Raw genomic sequence first — 21,908 nt, forward strand, 5'->3', positions numbered from 1 at the left:
CTTCCGCTCAGTCCCGTGCCGGGACGGCGTTGTCGCGGGCGACCCCCGCGTACCAGTGACCCGAGGCCTTCACGGTACGCTCCTGCGTCGCGTAGTCCACCCGCGTGATGCCGAACCGCTTGGTGTACCCGAGCGCCCACTCGAAGTTGTCCATGAGCGACCAGGCGAAGTAGCCCCGGACGTCGGCGCCGGCGTCCATGGCGTCCCTGACGGCGCGCAGGTGCCGGTCGATGTAGTCCAGCCGGTCCTGGTCGTCGATGCTGCCGTCCGCCTCGACGACGTCGGGGAAGGCCGCGCCGTTCTCGGTGATGACCAGCGACGTGCCGCGCGGGCCCGTGTAGTCCTGCTGCAAGCGGGTGAGCAGGCGCGTGAGGCCCTCGGGCTGCACCTCCCAGCCCATGTCGGTCAGGGGCAGGCCGCGGCTGTGCGCGTGGACGCCCTCCGGGACCGGGTTCGGCGAGCGGAGATCGCGGGCCGGTGCCGACGGGTCGGCCGGGCGCTCTCCCTCGGGGCCGGCGGTCCCGTCGGGGCGCTCCCCGGACTGCGGCGTCGCGGCGATCGCACTGCCGTGGTAGTAGTTCACCCCGAGCGCGTCGATCGGTGTCGAGATCACCTCGAGGTCCCCGGGACGGACGTGGTCGGCGAAGTTCAGGTGCGCGACGTCGTCCAGGAGGTCCTGCGGGTAGGCGCCGCGGAAGATCGGGTCGAGGAAGACCCGGTTGAACATGGCGTCGTCACGCCGTGCCGCGTCGACGTCCGCCGGGTTCGTCGGGTCGACGGGGTCCGAGACCGTGCAGTTCAGCGTCAGTCCCAGCGTGGCCTCGGGGTCGCGCGCCCGGAGCGCGTCGACGGCCAGGCCGTGACCCAGCATGAGGTGGTGGGCCGCCGCGAGGCCGAGCTCCGGCGAGGTCCGGCCCGGGGCGTGCACACCGGCGGTGTAGCCGAGGAACGCCGAGCAGTACGGCTCGTTGAGGGTCGCCCACGTGGTCACGCGGTCGCCCAGGGCCTCGTGCATGGTGACGGCGTAGTCCGCGAACCGGTAGGCGGTGTCACGGGCGGGCCAGCCGCCGGCCTCCTCCAACGCCTGCGGCAGGTCCCAGTGGTACAGCGTCAGCCACGGCAGGATGTCGGCCTCGAGCAGCTCGTCGACGAGGCGGGAGTAGAAGTCAAGACCCTTCGGGTTGACCGTCCGGCCGTCGGGCATCACGCGGGCCCACGAGGTGGAGAACCGGTAGGCGCCGAGGTGGAGGCGGGACATCAGCGCGACGTCCTCGCGGTAGCGGTGGTAGTGGTCGCAGGCCACCAAGCCGTCGTCACCGTGGACCACGGCGCCCGGGATGCGGCAGAAGACGTCCCAGATGGACTCGCCGCGCCCGTCCTCGGCGCCGGCGCCCTCGATCTGGTAGGCGGCGGTGGCCGTGCCCCACAGGAAGCCCTCGGGGAACGTCACGCGTCCGCTGCTGTGGGGCGTCGTCCCGGTCAGCGGCGTCGACGGGACGAAGGGGACGGTCGTCCCGGGGGCGGCGAGCCGGGCGCCAGTGCCCGGTGCGGTGAGAGTCATGTCAGCAGTGCTTCCGTGTGGAGTGGTGAGGTGCCCGGACGGTGGTCCGTCCGGGCACCCCAGATGTGGAACGGCAGGTCCCGCGTCAGCCCTTCACGGCGCCGGCCATGATCCCGGCGACGAGCTGGCGTCCGACGAAGAAGAACATCACCAGCAGCGGCAGGGTCACGAGGAACACGCCACCCATCACCAGCGAGTAGTCGACGAAGTAGTTGTCCCGCAGCGACTGGACCACGAGCGGCAGCGTCGGGTTCTGCGACGTGAGGATGATCGACGGCCAGAAGTAGTTGGTCCACTGCTGGACGAACTGGAAGAGCCCGAGCATCGCCGCCGCGGGCAGGGCCGCCGGCATCGCCACCGACCAGAAGGTCCGGAACATCGACGCGCCGTCCACGCGGGCGGCCTCGATGAGCTCGTACGGCAGCGCCTCCGAGAGGTACTGGGTCATCCAGAAGACGCCGAACGCCGTGACCAGACCCGGGACGATGACCGCCTGCACCTTGCCGTACCAGCCGATCTCGCTCATGAGGATGTACAGCGGGATGATGCCGAGCTGGACCGGCACCGCCATGGTGGCGATGACGAAGACGAGCAGCGGACCGCGACCGCGGAAGTTGAGCTTCGCGAACGAGTAGCCGGCGAGGGTCGAGAAGAACACCACCGACAGCGACGAGAAGACGCCGATCAGCGTGGAGTTCCACAGCGCCTTCCAGAAGTTGATGCTGTCGGAGGCGATGACCGTCTGGAACTGCGCGAAGAGGCTGGAGTCCGGCAGCCACTGCGGGATCGGGTTCTGCGCGATCGAGACCGAGTCGGACGAGCCCAGCAGCAGGGTGTAGTAGAGCGGGAAGATCGAGATCAGCAGGACCGCGCCCAGCAGGAAGTAGGTCAGGCGACCTGCGCGCCGGGTGGACCCGCCGAGCGGCACCCGGCGGCGGCGCTTGGCGGCGGCGCGCGCGGCGCCCGGACCGGCGGTCTGTGCGGTGACGGCGACGGAGCTCATCGGAGGTCCTCCCCGGAGTTCGTGGTGGGCGAGCCGGTGGACGGTCGCGCGGGTGGGGTCGGCGGTGGCGAGGGGATACCGGACCCGGCCGGTGCCCCCGGCGGGGTGGGCGGCATCCGGACGCCGCCCGGTGCACCGGCGGCCCGTGCCTCGGCGAGCAGGCGCTTGGTGTGCTTGCGGCTCACCTTCGACTGCTTCGGCCCGGCGGTGGAGATCCGCTGCGTCACCAGGAAGTTGACCATGCCGATCATGACGATGAGGAGGAACAGCAGCCAGGCGACCGCGGCGGCGCGGCCGAAGTTCTTCTGGTTGCCCCACGCGACGTCGTAGAGGTACACGACCGTGGTCATCCAGTCACGGTTGGGGCCGCCGAGACCACCGGCGTCGTACATGCGGACCTCGTCGAAGATCTGCATGCCGCCGACGGTCGAGGTGATGACCACGAAGATGATGGTGGCGCGGATCTGCGGGACCGTGACCGAGAAGAACTGGCGGACGCGGCCGGCGCCGTCGATGACGGCCGCCTCGTACAGGTCGCGGGGCACGGCCTGCATCGCGGCCAGGAAGATGAGGGTGTTGTAGCCGGTCCAGCGGTAGTTGACCATCGTCGCGATCGCGACGTGGCTGGCCAGCCGGTCACCGTGCCAGGCGATCGGCTCGAGTCCGACGAGCCCGATCAGCTCGTTGATGAAGCCGTACTGGTCGGCGAAGAGGCGGCCGAAGATCATCGAGATCGCGACGGGGGCGACGATGAACGGCACGAGCACGCCCATGCGCCAGAAGGTCGCCGCGCGCAGGTTCTGGTCGAGCAGGGCGGCGATGGTGATCGCCATGATGACCTGCGGGACCGAGGAGAGCAGGAAGATCGAGAACGTGTTGCCGACGGACTTCCAGAAGGTCGGCTGCTGCAGCACGTCGACGTAGTTCTGCATGCCGACGAAGTCACCCTGACCGCCCAGGAGGTTCCACTCGTAGACCGACACCACGGCGGTGTAGCCCAGCGGGAACAGCCCGACGACGGCGAAGAGCAGGAAGAACGGCGAGATGTACAGGTAGGGGGAGACCTTGACGTCCAGTCGGCCGAGCCGCTGGGAGAACCCGATGCGCCGCGACGGGCGGTCGGGGTTGCCGCGCGAGTGCGCTGGCCGGGTGGGGGACATGAGGGCCATGAGGTGATTCCTGTACGTCTCTCCGGTGGGGGCGGACACGTGTCGGGCCGGTCGCCGGGGTCGGCGACCGGCCCGACAGGGTGGTGAGGGAGGGTGACGGACGGGCCCGTCACCCTCCGGCGGGTCGGATCAGAGACCCAGCTCGTTCACGGAGGCGACCGTGGTCTCCCACGACTTCTCCGGGTCCTCACCGTTCAGGTCGACACGGCTGAGACCGTTCTGGACCTCCTGGTGGATGGAGAAGTAGTTCGGCCCCTTGTACACGGCACCGTCGATGGCCTGCGCCCGCGAGGTGAAGATCTCGCCGGCCGGGGCCTCGCTCATGAAGTCGTTGACGAAGGTCTGGACCTCCTCGGACTCCTGCGCCTCGACCTGCGAGGGGAAGGTGCCGGCCTCGGTGAAGGCCTGCGTCTGGACCTCGGGCGAGGTCAGCCACGCGGCGAGCTCCTGAGCGGCCTCGACGTTCTCGCCGGAGGCGGGCACGGTCAGGAACGAGCCGCCCCAGTTGCCGCCGCCGCCCGGGAAGACGTCAGCGATGTCCCAGCCCTCGACGTTGCCGGCGTTCTGCTCGATCGGACCGGTCATCCAGGAGGGGCAGAGCATGGTGGCGAAGGCGTCGTTCTGGAAGCCGGCCGACCAGTCGTCGCCCCACTGCTCCAGACCGGCGGACAGCTTGTCGTCGACCGAGGCCGCGAGGACCTGGTCGTACAGGTCCTTCACCTCGGTGTTGGAGGCGATGTCCTTGGGCTCCCCGGTCTCCGGGTCCTCGTAGGCGGCCTCGACCTGGTTGATCATGCCCTGGTAGGTGGCGACGGCACCGTCGAACCAGGCGTTGCCCGTGGCCTCCTGGTACTCCTTGCCGGCGTCGAAGTAGCTCTCCCAGGTCGCGCCGTCGCCGCCGAGCCACTCGGCGAACTCCTCGCGGTCCGACGGGAGGCCGGCGGCCTCCATCAGGTCGGAGCGGTAGCAGATGGCCTCCGGGCCGATGTCGGTGCCGTAGCCGATGAGCTTGCCGTCGGGCGTGGTGGCCTGCTCGACCTTCCAGTCCACCCAGCGACCGTCGATGGCCGGCATCTCGGCGAAGAGGTCCGGGTACTGCATGAACTCCGAGAGCCAGTCGACCTCGACGGCCTCGATGTCGGCCAGACCCTCGCCACCGGCGGCGAGCTTGGTCGACAGGTTGGTGCGCGCGTCCGCGGCCTCCGCCGCCGTCGTGTGCTGGACGGTGACGTTCGGGTGCTCCTCCGTGTACTGCGCGAGCAGCTCGTCGGTGTACCCGAAGTTGTTGAAGGTGGCGACGGTGAGGGTGATCTCCTCGTCGGTCTCGCCGCTGCCCTCCTCGGAGGTGCTCTCCTCGGTGTCGCCCGAGCAGGCGCCGAGGAGGAGGCCGAGGGACGCGATGCCGGCGGTGGCCGCAGCGAGGCGGCGAGTCCGGCGGGGGCGGGTGCTGCTGAGCACGGTGACTCCCTTGTCTGGTTCGATCGGTGTCGGACGCTTTGGGAGCGCGACCACCTCGATGAGGATGGTAGCGCTTCCACGACCAGGAGTGATGCTTCCGTCACCAGCGCCTCCGCGTCAAGCCGCCGGGGCGGACGTTGTCGGACGGTGACGTGTCGTCCACGCGTCTCCGCAGGTCAGAGGCGGTATGGGAGCGCTCCCGTTATGAAAGTGTGACGCGTCATCCCATGCCGTGGGCCGTGCAGCGGTGGCGGTCGGGCGACCCCCCGGGGGCGGTCAGCCCCGGGCCAGCCAGTCCCGAGCGGCCTGGGCCTCGGCCTCCAGGGCCCGCCGCACGGCACTCGCGGCAGCCTCCTCGACGGCCGCGGCGAACAGCGGGACCGAGGCGTGCACCTCGCCCTCGACGACGTGCCGGGTCCCGCCGTCCTCGGTCGGGGCGAGCAGCAGCGTGCCGGTCAGCCGGACCGGTGCGCCCGTGATCTCGACCACCACCGTCCCGACGTACCGGCCGTCCACGGGGGCCTCCCACGCCTCGGCCTGCCGGATCTCCAGCTGGTCGCCGACGACGTGACGGAGCTGGGAGGGGATCACGTCGGTGGGCACCGTGCGACGCAGGGAGAGGGTGAACCCGGCATGGTGCGAACCGGACAGGTCGACCACCGTCGCGGCCGCGGCGCCACGGTCCTGGGACCGCCAGCGCAGGAACTCCGGGTCGCTCAGCGCGGCGGCCACGGCAGTCGTCTCCGCCGCGTAGGTCAGCTCCACCGTCAGGTGCACGTCCACACCCTACCGGCGCCGCCCGGGCCGGTGCGTGCCCGTAGGGTGGTGGGCGTGTCCGCCATGAGTGACCTGATCGCCGAGCACGCCGACCTCCACGAGGGTGACGGCGAGTGGCTCCACCTGCTCGTGGGGGACTGGCAGATCGTCTCCGACCTGGCGTTCGCGGACCTGGTCCTGTGGCTGCCCACGCGGGACGGACGGTTCGTCGCCGTGGCGCAGTGCCGCCCGAGCACGGGTGCCACCGTCCACTACGACGACGTCGTGGGCTCCTTCGCCCCGGACGGCCAGACGGCGCAGCTCGTCGCGGCGATGACGGAGGCCCGCGCGCAACGCTCGCGCGAGCCGCGCTGGTTCGGTGCCTACGCCGTGCGGGAGGAAGCCGTCCCCGTCGTCCACGACGGCCGGGCCGTCGCCGTCGTCGCCCGCCAGACCAACCTCGGCTCGGGGCGCACCCCGAGCCGGCTGGAGCTCAACTACGTCGAGTCGGCCGACGACCTGCTGGCGATGATCGGACGCGGCGAGTACCCCTCGCGCAACGCCGCCACGGGCCCGCGCCGTGGCGCACCGCGCGTCGGGGACGGGTTGATCCGGCTCAACTCCGAGGGCGAGGTGCTGTACGCCAGCCCCAACGCGCTCTCGTGCTTCCACCGCCTCGGCGTCATCGGGCCCCTCGTGGGCCAGTCGCTGATCGAGGTCACCGCCGGGATCGTGGAGCAGCAGAACACCGTCGACGAGTCGCTGCCCCTGGTGGTGATGGGGCGCGCCCCCTGGCGGACCGACATCGAGGCGGGTCGGGTCGCCCTGTCGCTGCGGGCGCTGCCCCTGACCGACCACGGCCAGCGCATCGGGGCGGTCCTGCTCTGCCGTGACGTCTCCGAGCTGCGGCGCCGTGAGCGCGAGCTCATGACCAAGGACGCCACGATCCGCGAGATCCACCACCGGGTGAAGAACAACCTCGCCACCGTGGCGGCGCTGCTGCGGCTCCAGGCGCGCCGGATGGACGTGCCCGAGGCGCGGGCGGCCCTGGAGGAGGCGATGCGGCGTGTGGCGACGATCTCCCTGGTGCACGAGTCGTTGTCGCAGAACCTCGACGAGCAGGTCGGTCTGGACGACATGCTCAAGCGCGCGCTGCGCATGGCGGCCGACGTCGCCTCGACCCACACCTCGGTGCACACCGCCCAGCAGGGGTCCTTCGGGATGATCCCGGCCCAGGACGCCACGCCGCTGGCGCTCGTGCTCACCGAGCTCGTGACGAACGCGGTCGAGCACGCCTTCCCCGACCGCGAGTCCGGCACCGTGTGGATCGACGTCCGCCGCGACGGGGCCACGCTGAGCGTGGTCGTCGCCGACGACGGTGTGGGGATGCAGGGTGGGATCGACCAGCTCGGCCGCTCCTCGCGCAGCGGGCTGGGTTCCCAGATCGTCAGGACCCTGGTCACCAACGAGCTGCGGGGCACGATCGACTGGCGGCCGCGGGACGGGGGCGGGACGGAGGTCGTGCTCGACGTGGAGCTGCGGGAGGAGTCCCACCGCTGACCCGCCGGGTCCGCCGTCGGCGGGGTGCCGCCGCGGTGGCGGACACGCACGAAGGCCCCCTCACCCGTGGTGAAGGGGCCTTCGTGGCGGTGCGACGTGCTCAGCCGGCGCGGCGGGCGCGCGCCGTGCGGCGCTTCAGGGCCCGGCGCTCGTCCTCGCTCATGCCGCCCCAGACACCGGCGTCCTGACCGGACTCCATGGCCCACTTCAGGCAGGTGTCCACGACGTCGCAACGACGGCAGACCGCCTTGGCCTCCTCGATCTGCATGAGCGCGGGGCCGGTGTTGCCGATCGGGAAGAAGAGTTCGGGGTCCTCGTCGAGGCAGGCCGCCTGGTGGCGCCAGTCCATGTCATCTCCTCAGTGCTCGTCCCCTGCCGCGGGCGCCCGTCCCGGCGCATGCCGACGGCTGCCCGTCCGGGTCCGGTGTCGTCCAGGGGGTTCGGAATCTGCCAACAAGACTCACACCTCGTGAACCGCCGCACAAGGGGTTACGCAAAGATTTCTCCGGCGTGAACCCTGAGGGTTTCATCACACTGCACAACGGGCCTGGTCAGCCTTATCATCGCCACGATGCCCGCCTCCGACGCCCCCTCCGACCCGGCTGACGCCGGTCCCTCGTCGCGTCCTCCGCGGGCCCTGGTCGCGGTCGTCGGCGTGGTCGGTCTCGAGGTCCTGGCGATGGTGGTCTTCGCCGGCGCGATGGTCGTCGACCTCGTGCGAGGTCGGTCCGTCAGCCTCGGGATCAGCCTCTTCGCGGTGGCGTTCTTCCTCGCGTTGGCGTGGTTCCTGGCCTGGGCCTCGCGTGCGCTGTGGCAGGGACGTCGAGGCGGCCGCTCGCCCGTCGCCGGCTGGCAGATCTTCCAGGGGCTGCTCGGCATCGCGCTGCTCACCAGCGGGTCCGTCGCCGCGACGCTCGGCGGGGTGCTGATGCTCCTGCTGGCTGCCGTCGTCCTGGTCTGCCTCATGACGCGGGGGGTCGTCGAGCACACGCTCGGCTGAGCCGTCGGGCTCCGCGTCGATCCGTACCACCTGGACGCAGACCGCGTGCCCGGCCTGCACCAGGGCACCCCGGCCGGGGCGCGGCGGACCGGGGTCGGCGACCTCCGACACCACGGTGCCCAGCACCTCGTCCGCACCGCGTTCGCCCGGTGCCAGGACCACCCCGGTCCGCCGGCCACGCAGCTCGGCCAGCACGCCGCGGTGGGCCATCACCGCGCCCTGTGTCGTCGCCGAGGCCACGACCGTCAGGCCGTCGTCGACGAGCGCGGCCAGGCGGTCGGCCTCCACCGGGCAGGACTGGGTCACGACGTCGAGGTCGTCGACGACGAGGGTTCCACCTGCCGCGGTGAGGGACCCCACCAGCTCTCGCACACCCACCGAGGTGCGGCCCGCCGTGGGCGCGTCGCCCGCCGCCGCGCGCACCGCCGGGTCCCGGGAGACGACGCCGGCGAGCCGCCCCGCGGCGGCGAGCGCGCGGGCGACCGTGCACAGCACCGTGCTGCGGCCGGCGCCGCGCGGTCCGACCACCAGCGCGCCCGCGCCCACGTCCAGGGCGACGGGTTCCGCGGCGTCGCCGCCCAGCCCGACCAGGACGGCCGTACCGGTCGCTCGGCGGTCCCGCCGTGCCAGGTCGAGCTCCGCCGCGGCGACCTCCGTGGGCAGCGGCAGCACCCGGGGCGTCCGCTCCCCTCCCGACGGTGCGGGGAGTGCCGCCGCCGGGGGGTGGCCCGGGAGCAGCACCTGGCACAGCTGTGGTTCGTGGTTCCCCAGCAGGACGGCGCGGCCGGGCGGCCCGCCGGCACCGGCGAACGGCTGCGGCACCCCGAGCATCACCGCCGTGTGCGGGTCGTTCCCCAGCATCACCACCCGCGGGCCGACACGCGCCGCGAGGCCGCCCACCGTCGCGGAGTCCGCCGTCACCGCGAAGGCCGCCCGTCCCGCGGCCAGCGCCGTCACCAGCGGGTCCCAGGGGTCGGAGGTCGCCAGCGCGGCGCGCAGCCCGGGGGCGTCGTCGACGAGGACCAGCGTGCGCGACCCGTCGGCACGGTCGGGAGCGGCCGCGAGGAGCCGCAGGAGCCGCCGCGTCCGGCGCGGGTCGTCGGCGCCGGCCAGGGTGCCGAAGCCCGGATGGTCGGCGAACGGTGTGAAGGCCCGGTGGGCCGCGTCCGGCGCGAGGACGTGCACGGACCACCCGCCTGCCAGTGCCGCGTGCGCCAGGGTGGCCAGGACGGTGGTCCGTCCCGAGCGTGCCGCACCCAGCACGGCGAGGTGGCCGTCGTGCGGCCGCCAGCACGCGAGCAGACGACGTTGCCCGTCCGGGTCGTCGGCGAGCGCCAGCGGCAGCCGGTCCGGGCCGGGCGGCGGGTCCTCGTCACCGGGCCGGACGTCGTCGGCACCCACCTGGTCCGGCAGCGGCGGCAGCCACGGGGCGGGGCCGGGCCGGTGCCCGAGCCCGTGGGCGGCGCGGCGCAGGTCCGCCACGAGGTCCGCCACGGGGTCACCGGCGTCGGCGGACCGGTCCGTCCGGACGGGCGGGCTGTCGTGCCTCCCCGCCGTCCACCCGGTCGGAACCCGTCGCACGGGCCCGGCGGTGCCGTCGCCCCGCGCCCCGGCGTGGGCGCACTGCACCGCGAGCGGCGGCGCGGAGCCGATGCGCAGGACGGCGCGGCCGGGGTCGCCGACCCGGATGGCCGCGGCCGCCGGGTGCTCGACGACGTCGCGGGAGTCCGCGACGTCCACGACGCGCAGGGCGATCCGGGTGGTGACGTTGGCCCGCAGGTCGGCGCTGACGGCACCGGCCGGGCGCTGGGTGGCCAGCACGAGGTGGACACCGAGCGAACGCCCCTGCGCGGCGATCCGCAGCAGCCCGGGCAGGAACTCCGGCAGGTCGTCGGCCAGGGCGCGGAACTCGTCGATGACGACGACCAGCCGGGGCAAGGTCCCGGCCGGCAGGTCGTCCGACGTCGCGACGCCGTGGTCGGCGAGCAGGCGTTCACGGCGACGCAGCTCGGCGCGCAGTCCCGTCAGGGCCCGACCGGCCAGCCCCGGTTCGAGGTCGGTCACCTGCCCGACCACGTGCGGCAGGTCGGCGCAGCGACCGAAGGAGGCGCCGCCCTTGAAGTCGACGAGCGCGAGGGACAGGTCGGCGGGGGAGCGGGTCGCGGCCAGGGCGAGCACCAGCGACTGCAGCAGCTCCGACTTGCCGGCGCCGGTGGTGCCGGCCACGAGCAGGTGCGGACCGTCCGCCACGAGGTCCAGGACGACCGGGGTCCCGTCGGCGCCGCGTCCGAGCGGGATCGTCCACCCTCGCGCTCGGGCCCAGCGGGCGGCGGGTTCGGATCCGTCCAGCAGGTCGCGCAGCGCGACGGTCGCCGGGATGCGTGGGTCGGTGGGATCGGAGCGGTCGTCGCTCCGGTCGGGGGTGGTCTCCTCACCGAGCCGTGCCGGGTCGCGGCCCAGCGCACGCAGCCCGGCCAGGCGGCGGGCCGTCCGCTCGGCCCACGCGACGGTGACTCCCGTGGCGGCCACGAGGGTGTCCGTACCGTCCGGAGCGGTGCGCAGCACGCGGCCGTCGGGGGTGACGTCCCATCTGGTGCGGCACCAGGCGGGTTCCCGCGGTGCCGGATCCCTCCCGTCGTCGGGCAGGCAGAGGACGACGACGTCACCGCGGCGCGCCGCGCGGTCCGCCGCGGCGAGGTCCTCCGGCCGGGGGGAGTCGACGACCAGGACACGGGACGGCCCGCTCGAGTCCGTTCCGTCGTCGCCGGGCGAGATCCACCGGCACCAGCGCCAGGCGTCCCGTCCGTCCCCGAGGACCTCCACGGCGGCCCCGGCGGCGGCCAGATCGACCACGACCGCTCGGCCGACGCTGCGCACGGGCGCTGCCGGACCGCGCACGCTGAGGGCGCCGTCGGGCAGCAGCGTCTGCAGGGTCGGCGCGGACGGGGCCGTGCCGGCGGCCGACCGGGCTGCGGCGTGCGCACGCCGGACGCGCAGCCATGCGCCGTCGGACGCCTGGTGGGCCGCGGCCGTCCGTGCGCCGGTCCGGCCCGGGTCCGCGCCCACCGGGGGCGGCGCGAGCGGGACCGGGTCCGCAGCGCCCCACCGCCGTCGGCGCACGGCCGCGACCTGGGGTACCAGGGCGATCACCGCCACCAGGGAGAACAGGGCGTACAGCGGCTGGCGCAGGGTGACGGCGAGAACCACGGAGCCCAGCACGGGCACCAGCCCGGTGATCAGCATCGCCGGCCCGGCACCGGCCGGACGGTCCGGCGCGGCCGCGGGGGGACCCAGCCAGACGTCGACGTCACCCGAGGCGTGCAGCGCGAATCGCGAGCCGTCCAGGTCGAGCTCCGTGCCCGGTCGCCAGCGGCGCGGCCAGGGCCCGAGCCGCCGGGTGCGCCCGGCGGGCGGGGCCAGGGCGACGGGCCGCCGCCACCGGGGCCCCCGGGTCACCGGGCGGGGGACACGGTGCGGGGCGGCCCGTCGCGGCAGCCGGCGCACCCGCACCCGGTCCCGGGTGTCCACGGTCACCCGGACCCGCGCATCGCGCTGACCGAGCGTCAGCGGTGCCCCGACGGCGAGCACCCGCGGCTCCCCGGCGCGCAGACCCGACGCCGCGGTCAGGAACCACCGGCTGCGCAGCGCGGCGACGTCGGCCGCCGGCAGCCTCCCGCCGCCCGGGCCGGCCACGGAGAGCACCGCCCCCGGCAGCAGCGGACGGCGGCCCACGCGGGCGTCGTCACCGACGGGCCGGTCGTCGGCGATCAGCTCGGCGCGCAGCAGCTCGGGTCGCCGGACGAGGTCGGCGAGCGGGGCGCGCAGGTCACCGAGCCGCGCGCCCTCGGGCAGCTCGACGTCCTCGTCGGGGTGCAGCGTGAGGCGGACGGGCATGTGCACGACGGTGTCATCCCCGCCACCACCCACGCCGCGGTCGTCCACACCCTGTGGACGACCGCGGCTCCGACGGGCGTCACTCCGTGGCGAGCGCCTCCACCGGTGAGGCCTTCAGCGCCGTGCGGGCGGGCGCCACCGAGGCGACCAGGCCGGCCACGAGCGCGACGACCAGCACCAGGGTGATCTCGAGCCACGGGACGCTCAGGGACACGTCCCCCATGATCCCGAGCGCGGCCCCGGCACCCGCCCAGCCGTACACCAGGCCCAGCACGACGCCGAGCACCGCGCCGACACCCGCGATGAGCAGGCCCTCGATCGCGAGCATGCCGCGCAGCTGGGCCTTCGACAGCCCGATCGCCCGCAGCGTCGCCGACTCGCGGCGCCGTTCGATGACCGACAGCGACAGCGTGTTCGCCACCCCGATCAGGGCGATGACCACGGCCACCGCGAGCAGTCCGACGACGATGCCCAGCATCGTGTCGATCACCTGGTCGAACAGGGCGCGCTGGGACGCGACGCCGGTGACCTGGGCCGACTCGCCCGAGTCCGCCACGACGTCCTGGATCGCGCCGACGGCGGACGCGGCGTCCACCCCGTCGTCCAGCGCCAGGTACATCCCCGTCACGGACGCGTCCGAGGACAGCGCCGCCAGGTCGTCGGTCGTCAGGTAGCTCGTGTCGCCGGACGCACCGACCGCCACGGTGACGGTCACCGCGCCGTCGGTGTCCGTCAGCTCGACGGAGTCCCCGGTGCCCAGCGCCAGGTCCTGCGCCTGGACCTCACCGAGGAGCACCGTGCCCGGCTCGAGGTCCGCCAGGACGTCCGGGGCGTTCAACACCTCCGCGCCGCCTGCCGGGTCGATGGCGGTGAGTGGCAGCCAGGTCGCCGCCGACCCGGCGCCGGACGTCGCCCGTACGAGGATCTCCGAGACGTCGGTGGTCGCACGCACGCCGTCCACGGCGGCCACGTCGGCCCGCAGCTCGCCCGACAGGGCTTCCTGCTCGCCGTCGGCGTCGGAGGCGGTCGAGGTCACCATCACGTCCACCGGGAACTGCTCGTCCAGCGCCGCCGTCAGCGACGTCCGGGCGCTCGCGGCCCCGGTGGTCATCATCGCCACCAGGGTGACGCCGATGAGCAGCGCGGTGCTGGTGGTCGCCGTGCGTCGCGGGTTGCGCAGCGTGTTCGCGGCCGCGAGCCGCGCCGTCGGGCCCGAGGCGGCGACGAGCCGTCCCGCCGCCGCGGCGACCCTCGGCAGCCAGAAGACGGCCCCGACGGCCACCCCGACGAACGACAGCGCACCGCCGGCGATCCCGGCCAGCAGGCCGAGCGTCGGCTCCTGCCAGACCGTGCCCAGCGCGGCGCCCGCCGCGAGCAGCCCGAAGCCGACCGCCGCGGTCAGCAGCGACAGCACCAGGCGGACCTTCCCGGCGCGACGCGAGGTCGAGGGGGAGTCGGCAGGACGCAGCGCGGCCAGCGGTGCCACCCGGGTCGCCACCCGGGCGGGGACCAGAGCGGCGCCGACCGTGACGACGGTGCCGACCAGTACCGGGACCACGACGACCTGCCAGGTGAGCGCGACGGCGCCCGGCAGCGGCACGGGGACGTCCAGGGCGTGGGCGACCCACAGGGCCGTCTGCCCGAGCGCCGTGCCGAGCAGCACGCCGGCCACCGAGGCGACCAGGCCGAGGATCGCCGCCTCGGTGAGCACGCTGCGACCGACCTGGGCCTTGTCCGCCCCGACGCAGCGCAGCAGCGCCAGCGTGCGGGCCCGCTGGGCCACGAGCACCTGGAAGGTGTTGGTGATGACCAGCCCGGCCACCACCAGCGCGACCGCGGCGAAGGTGAGCACGAACACGAGGAACATCAGGTCCTGACCGCCGGTGAGCTCGGCGGCGGACTCGGCCGCGCGCTCGTCGGTGGTGACCACCCACGGTGCGCTGTCCGTGCTCGTGGCTCCACCGACCGTCCCGGCGAGCGCGGACTGCGCCGCGGTGACGTCCGTGCCGTCCGCCACGACGACGGCGGCCTCGGTGACGGCGACCGGCTCGCCCCGGGCCTCCGTCTGCCACGTCGTGTAGGTCGCGGCGTCGACGACGGCGGCACCACCGGTCCGCGCGTACGCCCCGAACGGGTCGTCCAGCAACCCGACGACGGCCGGCGTCTCGGTGACCTGCCGCCACGAGCCGTCGTCGCCGACGACGTCGCGCCCGACGTCGACGGTGTCCCCGAGGGTGACGCCGAGCCGGTCGGCGACGTCGGCCGGCAGCGCGATCTCGCCGGCGGCGGACGGCATCGCGCCCGCGGTCACCTCGAGGGGCATGAGCCGGTCGTCGGCCGTGGGGACGACGCTCTGGTAGACCGAGCGGGCCCCGTCGGTCAGCTCGGCGTAGATGGCCGTCACCGGAGCGACGGCCGCGACGCCGTCGGTCGCGGCCAGCGCGTCGACGTCGAGCGGGGCGTCCTGCGTGGCGCCGACCACGAGGTCGGCGTCGCCGTACTGCGCCGCGACGGAGTCGTACGTCATGCGGGTGATGACGCCGGAGGCCAGCAGCGTGGCCGCGACGAAGGCCGTCCCGATGACGATCGCGACGCCCGCGGCGGCGAGCCGGCCGGCGCTGCGGCGCATCTGGGCCAGGGTGATCCGCAGCATCAGGCACCTGCCGGCGTGACGTCGTCGGACACGGGGGTCTCGAGGGAGCGCAACGCGTCCAGCCCGGCCAGCACGGCCTCCGGCGTGGGGTCGGAGATCTCCCCGGCGATCCGGCCGTCGGCGATGAGGACCACCCTGTCCGCGTACGCCGCGGCCGTCGGGTCGTGGGTGACCATGATGATCGTGCGGCCCAGCTCGCGGACGCTGCGGCGCAGGAAGCTCAGGACCTCCACGCCGCTGCGGGAGTCCAGGTTGCCGGTGGGCTCGTCGGCGAACACGACCTCCGGCTGGGCGATGAGCGCCCGGGCGATGGCGACGCGCTGCTGCTGGCCGCCGGAGAGCTCGCTCGGGCGGTGCGTGAGCCGCTCGGACAGCCCGAGCGTGGTCACCAGCGTGTCGAACCAGGCGCGGTCGACGGTGCCGCCGGCGAGCTCGACCGGGAGGGTGATGTTCTGCTCGGCGGTGAACATCGGCAGCAGGTTGAACTGCTGGAAGACGAACCCGACGCGGTCGCGCCGCAGCCTCGTCAGGGCCTTGTCGCCCAGGGCGGTCACGTCCGTCGTCCCGAGGAACGCCTGGCCGCTCGTGGCGCTGTCGAGGCCGGCCAGCAGGTGCATGAGCGTGGACTTGCCCGAGCCCGACGGCCCCATGATCGCGGTGAACCGGCCGGCCGCGAAGTCCACGTCGACACCGTCCAGGGCGCGGACCTGCGCCTGGCCGGTGCCGTAGGTCTTGGTCAGGGCCCGGGCCCGCACGGCCGGGACGTGGTCGGTGGGGGCCACGGCGTCACGGGCGCCGTCGTCGATCGGGACGTACACGGTGGTGTCCACGGGATGCTCTCCGCATGTCTGGTGCTGGCGGCTCCCGTCGGGGAGCGCGATGACGGCACCGACGCTACGGAGCGCCGGATGCGCCGTCGTCGGTCTGCAGGCTGGTCCCGACGGGCGTCCAGGTCATCCTCAGGGAGGACGTCCACCCGGGTGGCCTCCGGGTTCCCCCGGACGCCGGGGAGGGGGAACCGGAGAGCGTCGGCTCAGCGCGGCGGCCAGACGTGGGACGAGGTCACGGTCATCCAGGCGCTCACCCGGGGGTGGTCGCGGACCACGTACGGCTCGTCGGTGTAGTGGCGGGCGAGGCGGTCGATGTCGGCCAGGTCCGGGTCGTCGACGAGCTCGACCTCGCCGCGCAGGCTCACGTGGTGGTACCAGTTCGTGTCCAGCACGGTGAGCGAGACGCGCGGGTCGTGCTCGAGGTGCCGCAGGCGGGCGCGGCCGGCGTCGAGGTTGAGCAGGACGCGCTGGGAGTCGTCGTCCCAGAGGTACCAGGTGGCCACCGACACGGGAGCACCGGAGGGCGTCACCGTGGCCATCACGGCCGGGTTCGGACGGCGGAGCAGCTCGAGCGTGGCGGACGTCAGAGGAGTGGTCGTCATCCGTCCATTCTGGTGGGCGTCACCCGTCGTCGCGGAGGCGGGCCCGCACGAGGACGAAGATCGCCGCCGACAGCAGCAGACCGGCGGTGAGGACGATCCAGACGTAGACCGGCCCGCCGACGAGGCTCTCCAGCAGGACGCGGCTCTGCGAGGTGGGGTCGGCGAGCACCACGGCCACGAAGGCCGCCACGACGACCACGATCACCCCGGTCAGGGCCCGCTCCCACCTCTTGTCCATCCGGGAGTGGTCCATCACGCGCCTGCCGGCCCGCACGATGTGCCGGGCCCGCAGCAGACGCAGCGCCCCGACGGCCCGGACCAGCCGCAGGAGCTGGGCCGGTCCGATCGCCAACGCGGCGGAGACGACGACGGCCAGCGTGACCCCGACCAGCCAGCGGTGCTGCCGCACCCACTGCCGCTTGTCGCCGGAGACCGCGAACAGCACGACGGTCTCCGACAGCAGCACGGCGCCGGTGAGCAGGCTGCCCACGGTGCCGATCGTCGAGTAGGGCTCGGAGAGCAGCGTCAGCCAGACGGCCGGGACGGAGGCCAGTGCCGCGACGATCACCGGCCAGGCGAACCGCCGCTCCCAGCGGTCCTCGGTCGGCTCGGGCGCCGGGTCCTCCACGGTGGAGGACCTGGGCTCGAGGGAGGACTCGCGGGACACGACACCCAGGGTAGGGGCAGCCGCCGGGGGCCCGGCGGCCGGTTCAGGCCCCGGGCCGGACGAGCCCGGTCTCGTAGGCGGTGACCACGGCCTGGACCCGGTCGCGGGCTCCCAGCTTGGCGAGCACGCGGCCGACGTGCGTCTTCACGGTCGTCTCGGCGACGAACAGGTCGGCCGCGATCTCGGTGTTGGACCGCCCGCGCGCCATGAGGACCAGCACCTCGCGCTCCCGGTCGGTCAGTGCGGCCAGCGCCGCGTGCTGGGCGGGGGCGGACGACGCCGGCAGCGCCGTGACGAGATGCTCCAGCAGGCGGCGGGTGGAGGACGGCGCGATGACCGCGTCGCCGTGGTGCACCGTCCGGACCGCGGCGAGCAGCTCCTCCGGCGGGGTGTCCTTGAGCAGGAAGCCGGACGCCCCGGCGCGGATCGCCTCGAGGACGTACTCGTCGAGGTCGAAGGTCGTCAGCACGACGACCGTCGGCGCGTCGGGGGAGGCCGTGAGCCGGGCCGTGGCCGTCAGCCCGTCCATCGTCGGCATGCGCACGTCCATGAGCACCACGTCGACCCGGTGGTCGGCCAGCAGCCGCAGCGCCTGCGCGCCGTCGGAGGCCTCGACGACCACGGTCAGATCCTCCTGGGAGTCGATGACCATCCGCAGCCCGGCGCGCACGAGCTGCTGGTCGTCGACGAGCGCGACGCGGATCGGCGCGGTCATACGGGCTCCTCGATGTCCTCGGACCGTCCCGGGGTGGCGGGTGCCGAGGCGGGGACCGGCAGGACGAACCGTACCCGCCAGCCTCCGCCGGGACGGGGGCCGGCGGTGACGTTCCCGCCGAACACGGCTGCTCGCTCCCGCATGCCCAGCAGCCCGAAGCCGGGGCGGCCGTCCGACACCGCGGCGGCACCTCGCCCGTCGTCGGTCACGTCGACGGTCACCGCGTCGGCGGTCCACCGGAGCACCACGGTCACCTGCGGTCGCGGACCGGCGTGCTTGCGCACGTTGCTCAAGGCCTCCTGGGTCACGCGGTGCAGGGTGAGCCCGGCCCCCGGGGGGAGCCGGCGTGCGGTCCCGACCCGGACGAGCGAGACCCGCATCCCGGCACCGCGTGACTGCTGCACGAGCCCGTCGAGCTCGGCGTCGTCCGGTTGCGGGCGCAGGGGCGCGGGGGCCGGCGGTGAACCCTCGGCCGGCCCGGTCGGACCGTCGGGGCCGACCGGCAGGGTCTCGTCGGCCGCCCGCCCGGCGCCGGCCGGGACCGGTGCGCGCGACGTCGCCGCGTCGTCGTCGCGCAGGACGCCGAGCAGGCGGCGCATGTCGGCCAGTGCCGCGCGCCCCGTCTCGGACACGACGCCGAGGGCACGGACGGCCGCCTGCGGGTCGGCCGAGGCCGCGTAGCGGCCGCCGTCGGCCTGGGCGACCACGATGGACAGCGAGTGGGCGACGATGTCGTGCATCTCGCGGGCGATGCGCGCACGCTCCGCGGCGGTGGCGATCCGGGCCTGCTGGTCGCGCTCGACCTCGAGCCGCTCGGCGCGGTCCCGCAGCGCCTCGACGGTGACGCGCCGGTAGCGGCGCACCAGGGCCAGCGCCCACACGGCCAGCGCGACGGTCGAGCAGAACAGGCTGATCCCGAGCGTGTCCGCGAGCCCTCCGAACCAGGCCTCCTGCAGAACCAGCACCGGACCGAGGAGGAAGCATCCCGCGACGGCGGAGACGATCGCCGTGACGTGGGCCCAGCGTGGTCCGTAGACGGTGACGGCCCACAGGGCGGCGAGCACCGCGACGTCCCCGGGCAGCAGCAGGGGCAGGCCGGAGAGCAGGTGGGCGAGGCCCACGGCGTACACGGCGACGACGGAGGCGACCGGGTGGGTACGTCGCCAGGCGAGGGGGACGACGAGGGCGAGCGACCAGGCCAGCACCGCGGGGCCCCGGCCGGCGCCGGACAGATCGGTGGCGCTGACCAGCACCGCCAGGGCGAGCGTCCCGGCACCGACGGCGTCGACCCCGAACCGGTGCCCCTCGAACCACCGGTTCACCCGTCCTGACCAGCCCATGGCCGCTAGCCTAGGCAGACGGAAGGCCGGGGACGTCCCCCCGGGGTCTGATCCGCGACGGTTCGTGACATGCCCCACGTCGGGCGATCTCACCGTCGTGTCCGACGTGCCGTGCCCAGGGGTAATGCCGCTAGCATGAGGGAATGACCCACGTACTGCTGGCCGAGGACGACCCGGCGATTGCCGAGCCTTTGGCGCGGGCCCTTTCTCGTGAGGGTTACGACGTCGTCGTGCAAGGAACAGGTCAAGGAGCGATCGACCACGCCGGAGACGCGGACATCGTCGTCCTCGACCTCGGCCTGCCGGACGTCGACGGGCTCGACGTCGCCCGCGAGATCCGGGGTCGGGGCCTGTCGACGCCGATCCTCGTGCTCACCGCACGCGCCGACGAGGTCGACCTCGTGGTCGGGCTCGACGCCGGCGCCGACGACTACGTGACCAAGCCGTTCCGGCTGGCCGAGCTGCTCGCGCGGGTGCGGGCGCTGCTGCGGCGGACCCACGGCGAGGCCGCCGAGGACGAGGAGATGCGTGCGCAGGACGTGCGCGTCGACGTGTCCGCGCACCGCGCGTTCCAGGGCGACCGGGAGCTGCACCTGACCACCAAGGAGTTCGACCTGCTCAAGGTCCTGGTGGCCAACGCCGGCTCCGTGGTCGTGCGGGACACGCTCATGCGGGACGTGTGGGGGTCCGACCCCGTCGGATCGACCAAGACCCTCGACATGCACGTGTCCTGGCTGCGGCGCAAGCTCGGCGACGACGCGAACGCGCCGCGGTACATCTCGACCGTCCGGGGGCTGGGGTTCCGGTTCGAGCTCGGTCAGCAGGTCTGAGGCGCCGTGCGTCGTCGCGTCCTCCAGGCGACGATCTCGGCGCTCGCCGTCGCCGTCCTCCTGCTGGGTGTCCCGCTGGGCATCTTCGGGGCGCGGTACGTCGTCGCCGGTGCCGAGCAGCGGATCTCCGACCGCGTCGACGCGTTCACGCTGACCGTCTCGCGCGCCGTCGAACGGGACGAGCGGCCCACGGACGACCAGCTGCAGCGTGCTGCCGAGGGGCGTGAGGGTGACCTGCCCGCCCGGGTGACCGTCAGCCTGCCCGGGGGCGAACAGCTCACCTACGGCGACGAGGCCTCCGACCCGGTGATCGTCAAGGCTCGCCAGACCGAGAGCGGACGCGCCTGGGTCTCGTTCGAGGTGTCCGCCAGCGGGGCCTACATCCAGGCCGCCCAGATGGTCGCGCTCGTGGTCGTCGCCGGAGTGGTGGCGATCGCGGCCGGGGTGGCGATGGCCGTCTGGCAGGCCAACCGGTTGTCGGCCCCGCTGGTCTACCTGGCGGCCTCGGCCGAGCAGCTCGGGTCCGGCCAGGTCCGGCCGAGCCTGGAACCGTCCGGGGTCGAGGAGATCGACCTCGTCGCGGCCGAGCTGGCCCGGTCCGGGGACCGGCTGGCCGGGCGCCTGGCGGCCGAGCGGCAGTTCACGCAGGACGCCTCCCACCAGCTGCGCACCCCGCTGACCGCGCTGTCGATGCGGCTGGAGGAGATCATGCTGACCTCTCGCGACGAGGAGGTCGTCGACGAGGCCCGGGTCTCGCTCGAACAGGTCGAACGGCTCGTCACGGTCGTCGACGACCTGCTCGCCACGTCACGCCGCTCCCAGGGCGGGACCACGGAGGCCGTCGTGCTCCTCGACGTCGTGCGCCAGCAGCACGAGGAGTGGGCGGACACGTTCGCCGGGGCGGGCCGTGAGCTGGTGATCGACGTCGCCGAGGACCACCGCGTGCTCGCCACGCCCGGGGCTCTCGCCCAGGTGATCGCCACCCTGCTGGAGAACTCCCTGAAGTACGGCGACGGCACCACGACGATCCGTTCCAAACCCTCCGGACCGAAGAACGCCGTGGCCCTCGAGGTCTCGGACCAGGGGCCCGGGGTCGACGACGAGATCGCCCCGCGGATCTTCGAGCGCGGGGCCTCCACCGGGGGCAGCACCGGTCTCGGCCTCGCGCTGGCGCGCGACCTCGTGGCCGCCGACGGCGGGCGCCTGGAGCTCGCGCAGCGCCGCCCGCCCGTCTTCCGGATCTTCCTCGCGGGCGTCCCGCGCACCCTCGACCCGCGGGTCGTCCTGCCACCGGGCACGACGATCTCGTCGCGCGGGCGCCGGCGCGGGTGGCTGCACCACGAGGAGGGCTGACGTCAGCCCTCGCCGCGGAACACCACCGTGCGGTACATGACGTAGCGGAAGATCATGCTGAGCACGAGCCCGACGCCGTTGGCGGCGACGTTGTCCGCCAGCGCCGAGTCCAGCCCCAGCACGTAGCGGGAGAAGGCCAGGCACCCGGCCGAGATGGCGACCCCGCCGACGTTGACCGCGGCGTACTCGACCAGCTCGCGGACCCGGCGCCGGGTGCGTCGGGCGGCGAACGTCCAGTACCGGTTGCCGATCCACGACACCAGGGTCGCGACCGCCGCGGCGATGACGCGGACCGTGACGGGCTTGTCGGCCAGGACGTCGACCGGACCGTGCAGCATGAGGTTGAACAGCGCGAGGTCGACCACGAACGCCAGGCCGCCCACGGTCCCGAAGCGCAGCAGCTCCACGCGACGCCGCCACATCAGCGTCACGAACCGGACCGGCCAGATCGACGGCCCGGGGGGCGCGGGTGCAGGGGCCGACGGGGACATGGCCGCCAGCCTATCGCCCGGGCGGG

The 21,908-nt window shown here is 73.9% G+C and carries 17 protein-coding genes; 3 read left to right on the plus strand and 14 right to left on the minus strand.

Annotation, left to right across the window (positions count from 1 at the left end):
• Window positions 1-7: 7 nt before the first annotated feature.
• From HLI28_RS11225 to HLI28_RS11245, 5 genes are all read right to left on the minus strand, one after another.
• Complete coding sequence (locus HLI28_RS11225; protein ID WP_171247650.1) at window positions 8-1,561, minus strand: glycoside hydrolase family 1 protein; 1,554 nt, start codon at window positions 1,559-1,561, stop codon at window positions 8-10.
• Window positions 1,562-1,646: 85 nt separating this feature from the next.
• Window positions 1,647-2,564 carry a carbohydrate ABC transporter permease gene (locus tag HLI28_RS11230; protein ID WP_171247651.1) on the minus strand — a complete coding sequence of 306 codons (918 nt, stop codon included), beginning with the start codon at window positions 2,562-2,564 and terminating at the stop codon, window positions 1,647-1,649.
• Window positions 2,561-3,733: a carbohydrate ABC transporter permease gene (locus HLI28_RS11235; protein ID WP_171247652.1), complete on the minus strand. Its 1,173-nt coding sequence runs from the start codon at window positions 3,731-3,733 to the stop codon at window positions 2,561-2,563. The genes HLI28_RS11230 and HLI28_RS11235 overlap by 4 nt, the downstream gene beginning before the upstream one ends.
• 129 nt (window positions 3,734-3,862) lie before the next feature.
• Window positions 3,863-5,191, minus strand: a complete 1,329-nt coding sequence (locus tag HLI28_RS11240) for an extracellular solute-binding protein (RefSeq protein ID WP_171247653.1) — start codon at window positions 5,189-5,191, stop codon at window positions 3,863-3,865.
• Window positions 5,192-5,467: 276 nt separating this feature from the next.
• Window positions 5,468-5,968 (minus strand): DUF2505 family protein, encoded by a 501-nt coding sequence (locus HLI28_RS11245; protein WP_171247654.1) that lies wholly within the window; start codon window positions 5,966-5,968, stop codon window positions 5,468-5,470.
• 63 nt (window positions 5,969-6,031) lie between these two features.
• Between HLI28_RS11245 and HLI28_RS11250 the strand changes: the two genes are divergently transcribed.
• Complete coding sequence (locus HLI28_RS11250) at window positions 6,032-7,507, plus strand: sensor histidine kinase (RefSeq protein ID WP_171247681.1); 1,476 nt, start codon at window positions 6,032-6,034, stop codon at window positions 7,505-7,507.
• A 100-nt stretch (window positions 7,508-7,607) separates the two neighbouring features.
• On the opposite strand, the gene HLI28_RS11255 is transcribed toward HLI28_RS11250, so the two are convergent.
• The 8 genes from HLI28_RS11255 to HLI28_RS11290 all read right to left on the minus strand — a co-directional run bounded on the left by HLI28_RS11255 (window position 7,608) and on the right by HLI28_RS11290 (window position 19,208).
• Window positions 7,608-7,856: a WhiB family transcriptional regulator gene (locus HLI28_RS11255; protein WP_171247655.1), complete on the minus strand. Its 249-nt coding sequence runs from the start codon at window positions 7,854-7,856 to the stop codon at window positions 7,608-7,610.
• A gap of 180 nt (window positions 7,857-8,036) precedes the next feature.
• Window positions 8,037-12,401: an FtsK/SpoIIIE domain-containing protein gene (locus HLI28_RS11260; protein WP_171247656.1), complete on the minus strand. Its 4,365-nt coding sequence runs from the start codon at window positions 12,399-12,401 to the stop codon at window positions 8,037-8,039.
• Window positions 12,402-12,480: 79 nt separating this feature from the next.
• Window positions 12,481-15,054, minus strand: coding sequence for an ABC transporter permease (locus tag HLI28_RS11265; protein WP_171247657.1), 2,574 nt, complete (start codon window positions 15,052-15,054; stop codon window positions 12,481-12,483).
• Window positions 15,054-15,884: an ABC transporter ATP-binding protein gene (locus HLI28_RS11270; protein WP_171247658.1), complete on the minus strand. Its 831-nt coding sequence runs from the start codon at window positions 15,882-15,884 to the stop codon at window positions 15,054-15,056. The genes HLI28_RS11265 and HLI28_RS11270 overlap by 1 nt, the downstream gene beginning before the upstream one ends.
• 203 nt (window positions 15,885-16,087) lie before the next feature.
• Window positions 16,088-16,486 (minus strand): TIGR03618 family F420-dependent PPOX class oxidoreductase, encoded by a 399-nt coding sequence (locus HLI28_RS11275; protein WP_171247659.1) that lies wholly within the window; start codon window positions 16,484-16,486, stop codon window positions 16,088-16,090.
• Between the two features lie 19 nt (window positions 16,487-16,505).
• Entirely contained in the window at window positions 16,506-17,153 is a 648-nt protein-coding gene (locus HLI28_RS11280) for a hypothetical protein (RefSeq protein ID WP_216077658.1), read from the minus strand.
• Window positions 17,154-17,196: 43 nt separating this feature from the next.
• Window positions 17,197-17,868 carry a response regulator gene (locus HLI28_RS11285; RefSeq protein WP_171247660.1) on the minus strand — a complete coding sequence of 224 codons (672 nt, stop codon included), beginning with the start codon at window positions 17,866-17,868 and terminating at the stop codon, window positions 17,197-17,199.
• A complete protein-coding gene (locus HLI28_RS11290; protein WP_171247661.1) occupies window positions 17,865-19,208 on the minus strand; it encodes a sensor histidine kinase in 1,344 nt (447 codons plus the stop codon). The genes HLI28_RS11285 and HLI28_RS11290 overlap by 4 nt, the downstream gene beginning before the upstream one ends.
• Window positions 19,209-19,351: 143 nt before the next feature.
• Here HLI28_RS11290 and HLI28_RS11295 point away from each other — a divergent pair, with 143 nt between their 5' ends.
• Entirely contained in the window at window positions 19,352-20,038 is a 687-nt protein-coding gene (locus tag HLI28_RS11295; RefSeq protein WP_171247662.1) for a response regulator transcription factor, read from the plus strand.
• Between the two features lie 6 nt (window positions 20,039-20,044).
• Entirely contained in the window at window positions 20,045-21,391 is a 1,347-nt protein-coding gene (locus HLI28_RS11300) for an ATP-binding protein (protein ID WP_171247663.1), read from the plus strand.
• A 2-nt stretch (window positions 21,392-21,393) separates the two neighbouring features.
• Here the strand turns inward: HLI28_RS11300 and HLI28_RS11305 are convergent, their stop codons facing one another.
• Window positions 21,394-21,882 (minus strand): GtrA family protein, encoded by a 489-nt coding sequence (locus HLI28_RS11305; RefSeq protein ID WP_246246680.1) that lies wholly within the window; start codon window positions 21,880-21,882, stop codon window positions 21,394-21,396.
• Window positions 21,883-21,908 lie beyond the last annotated feature (26 nt).

Source organism: Isoptericola sediminis, from assembly GCF_013085345.1.
GTDB lineage: Bacteria > Actinomycetota > Actinomycetes > Actinomycetales > Cellulomonadaceae > Isoptericola > Isoptericola sediminis.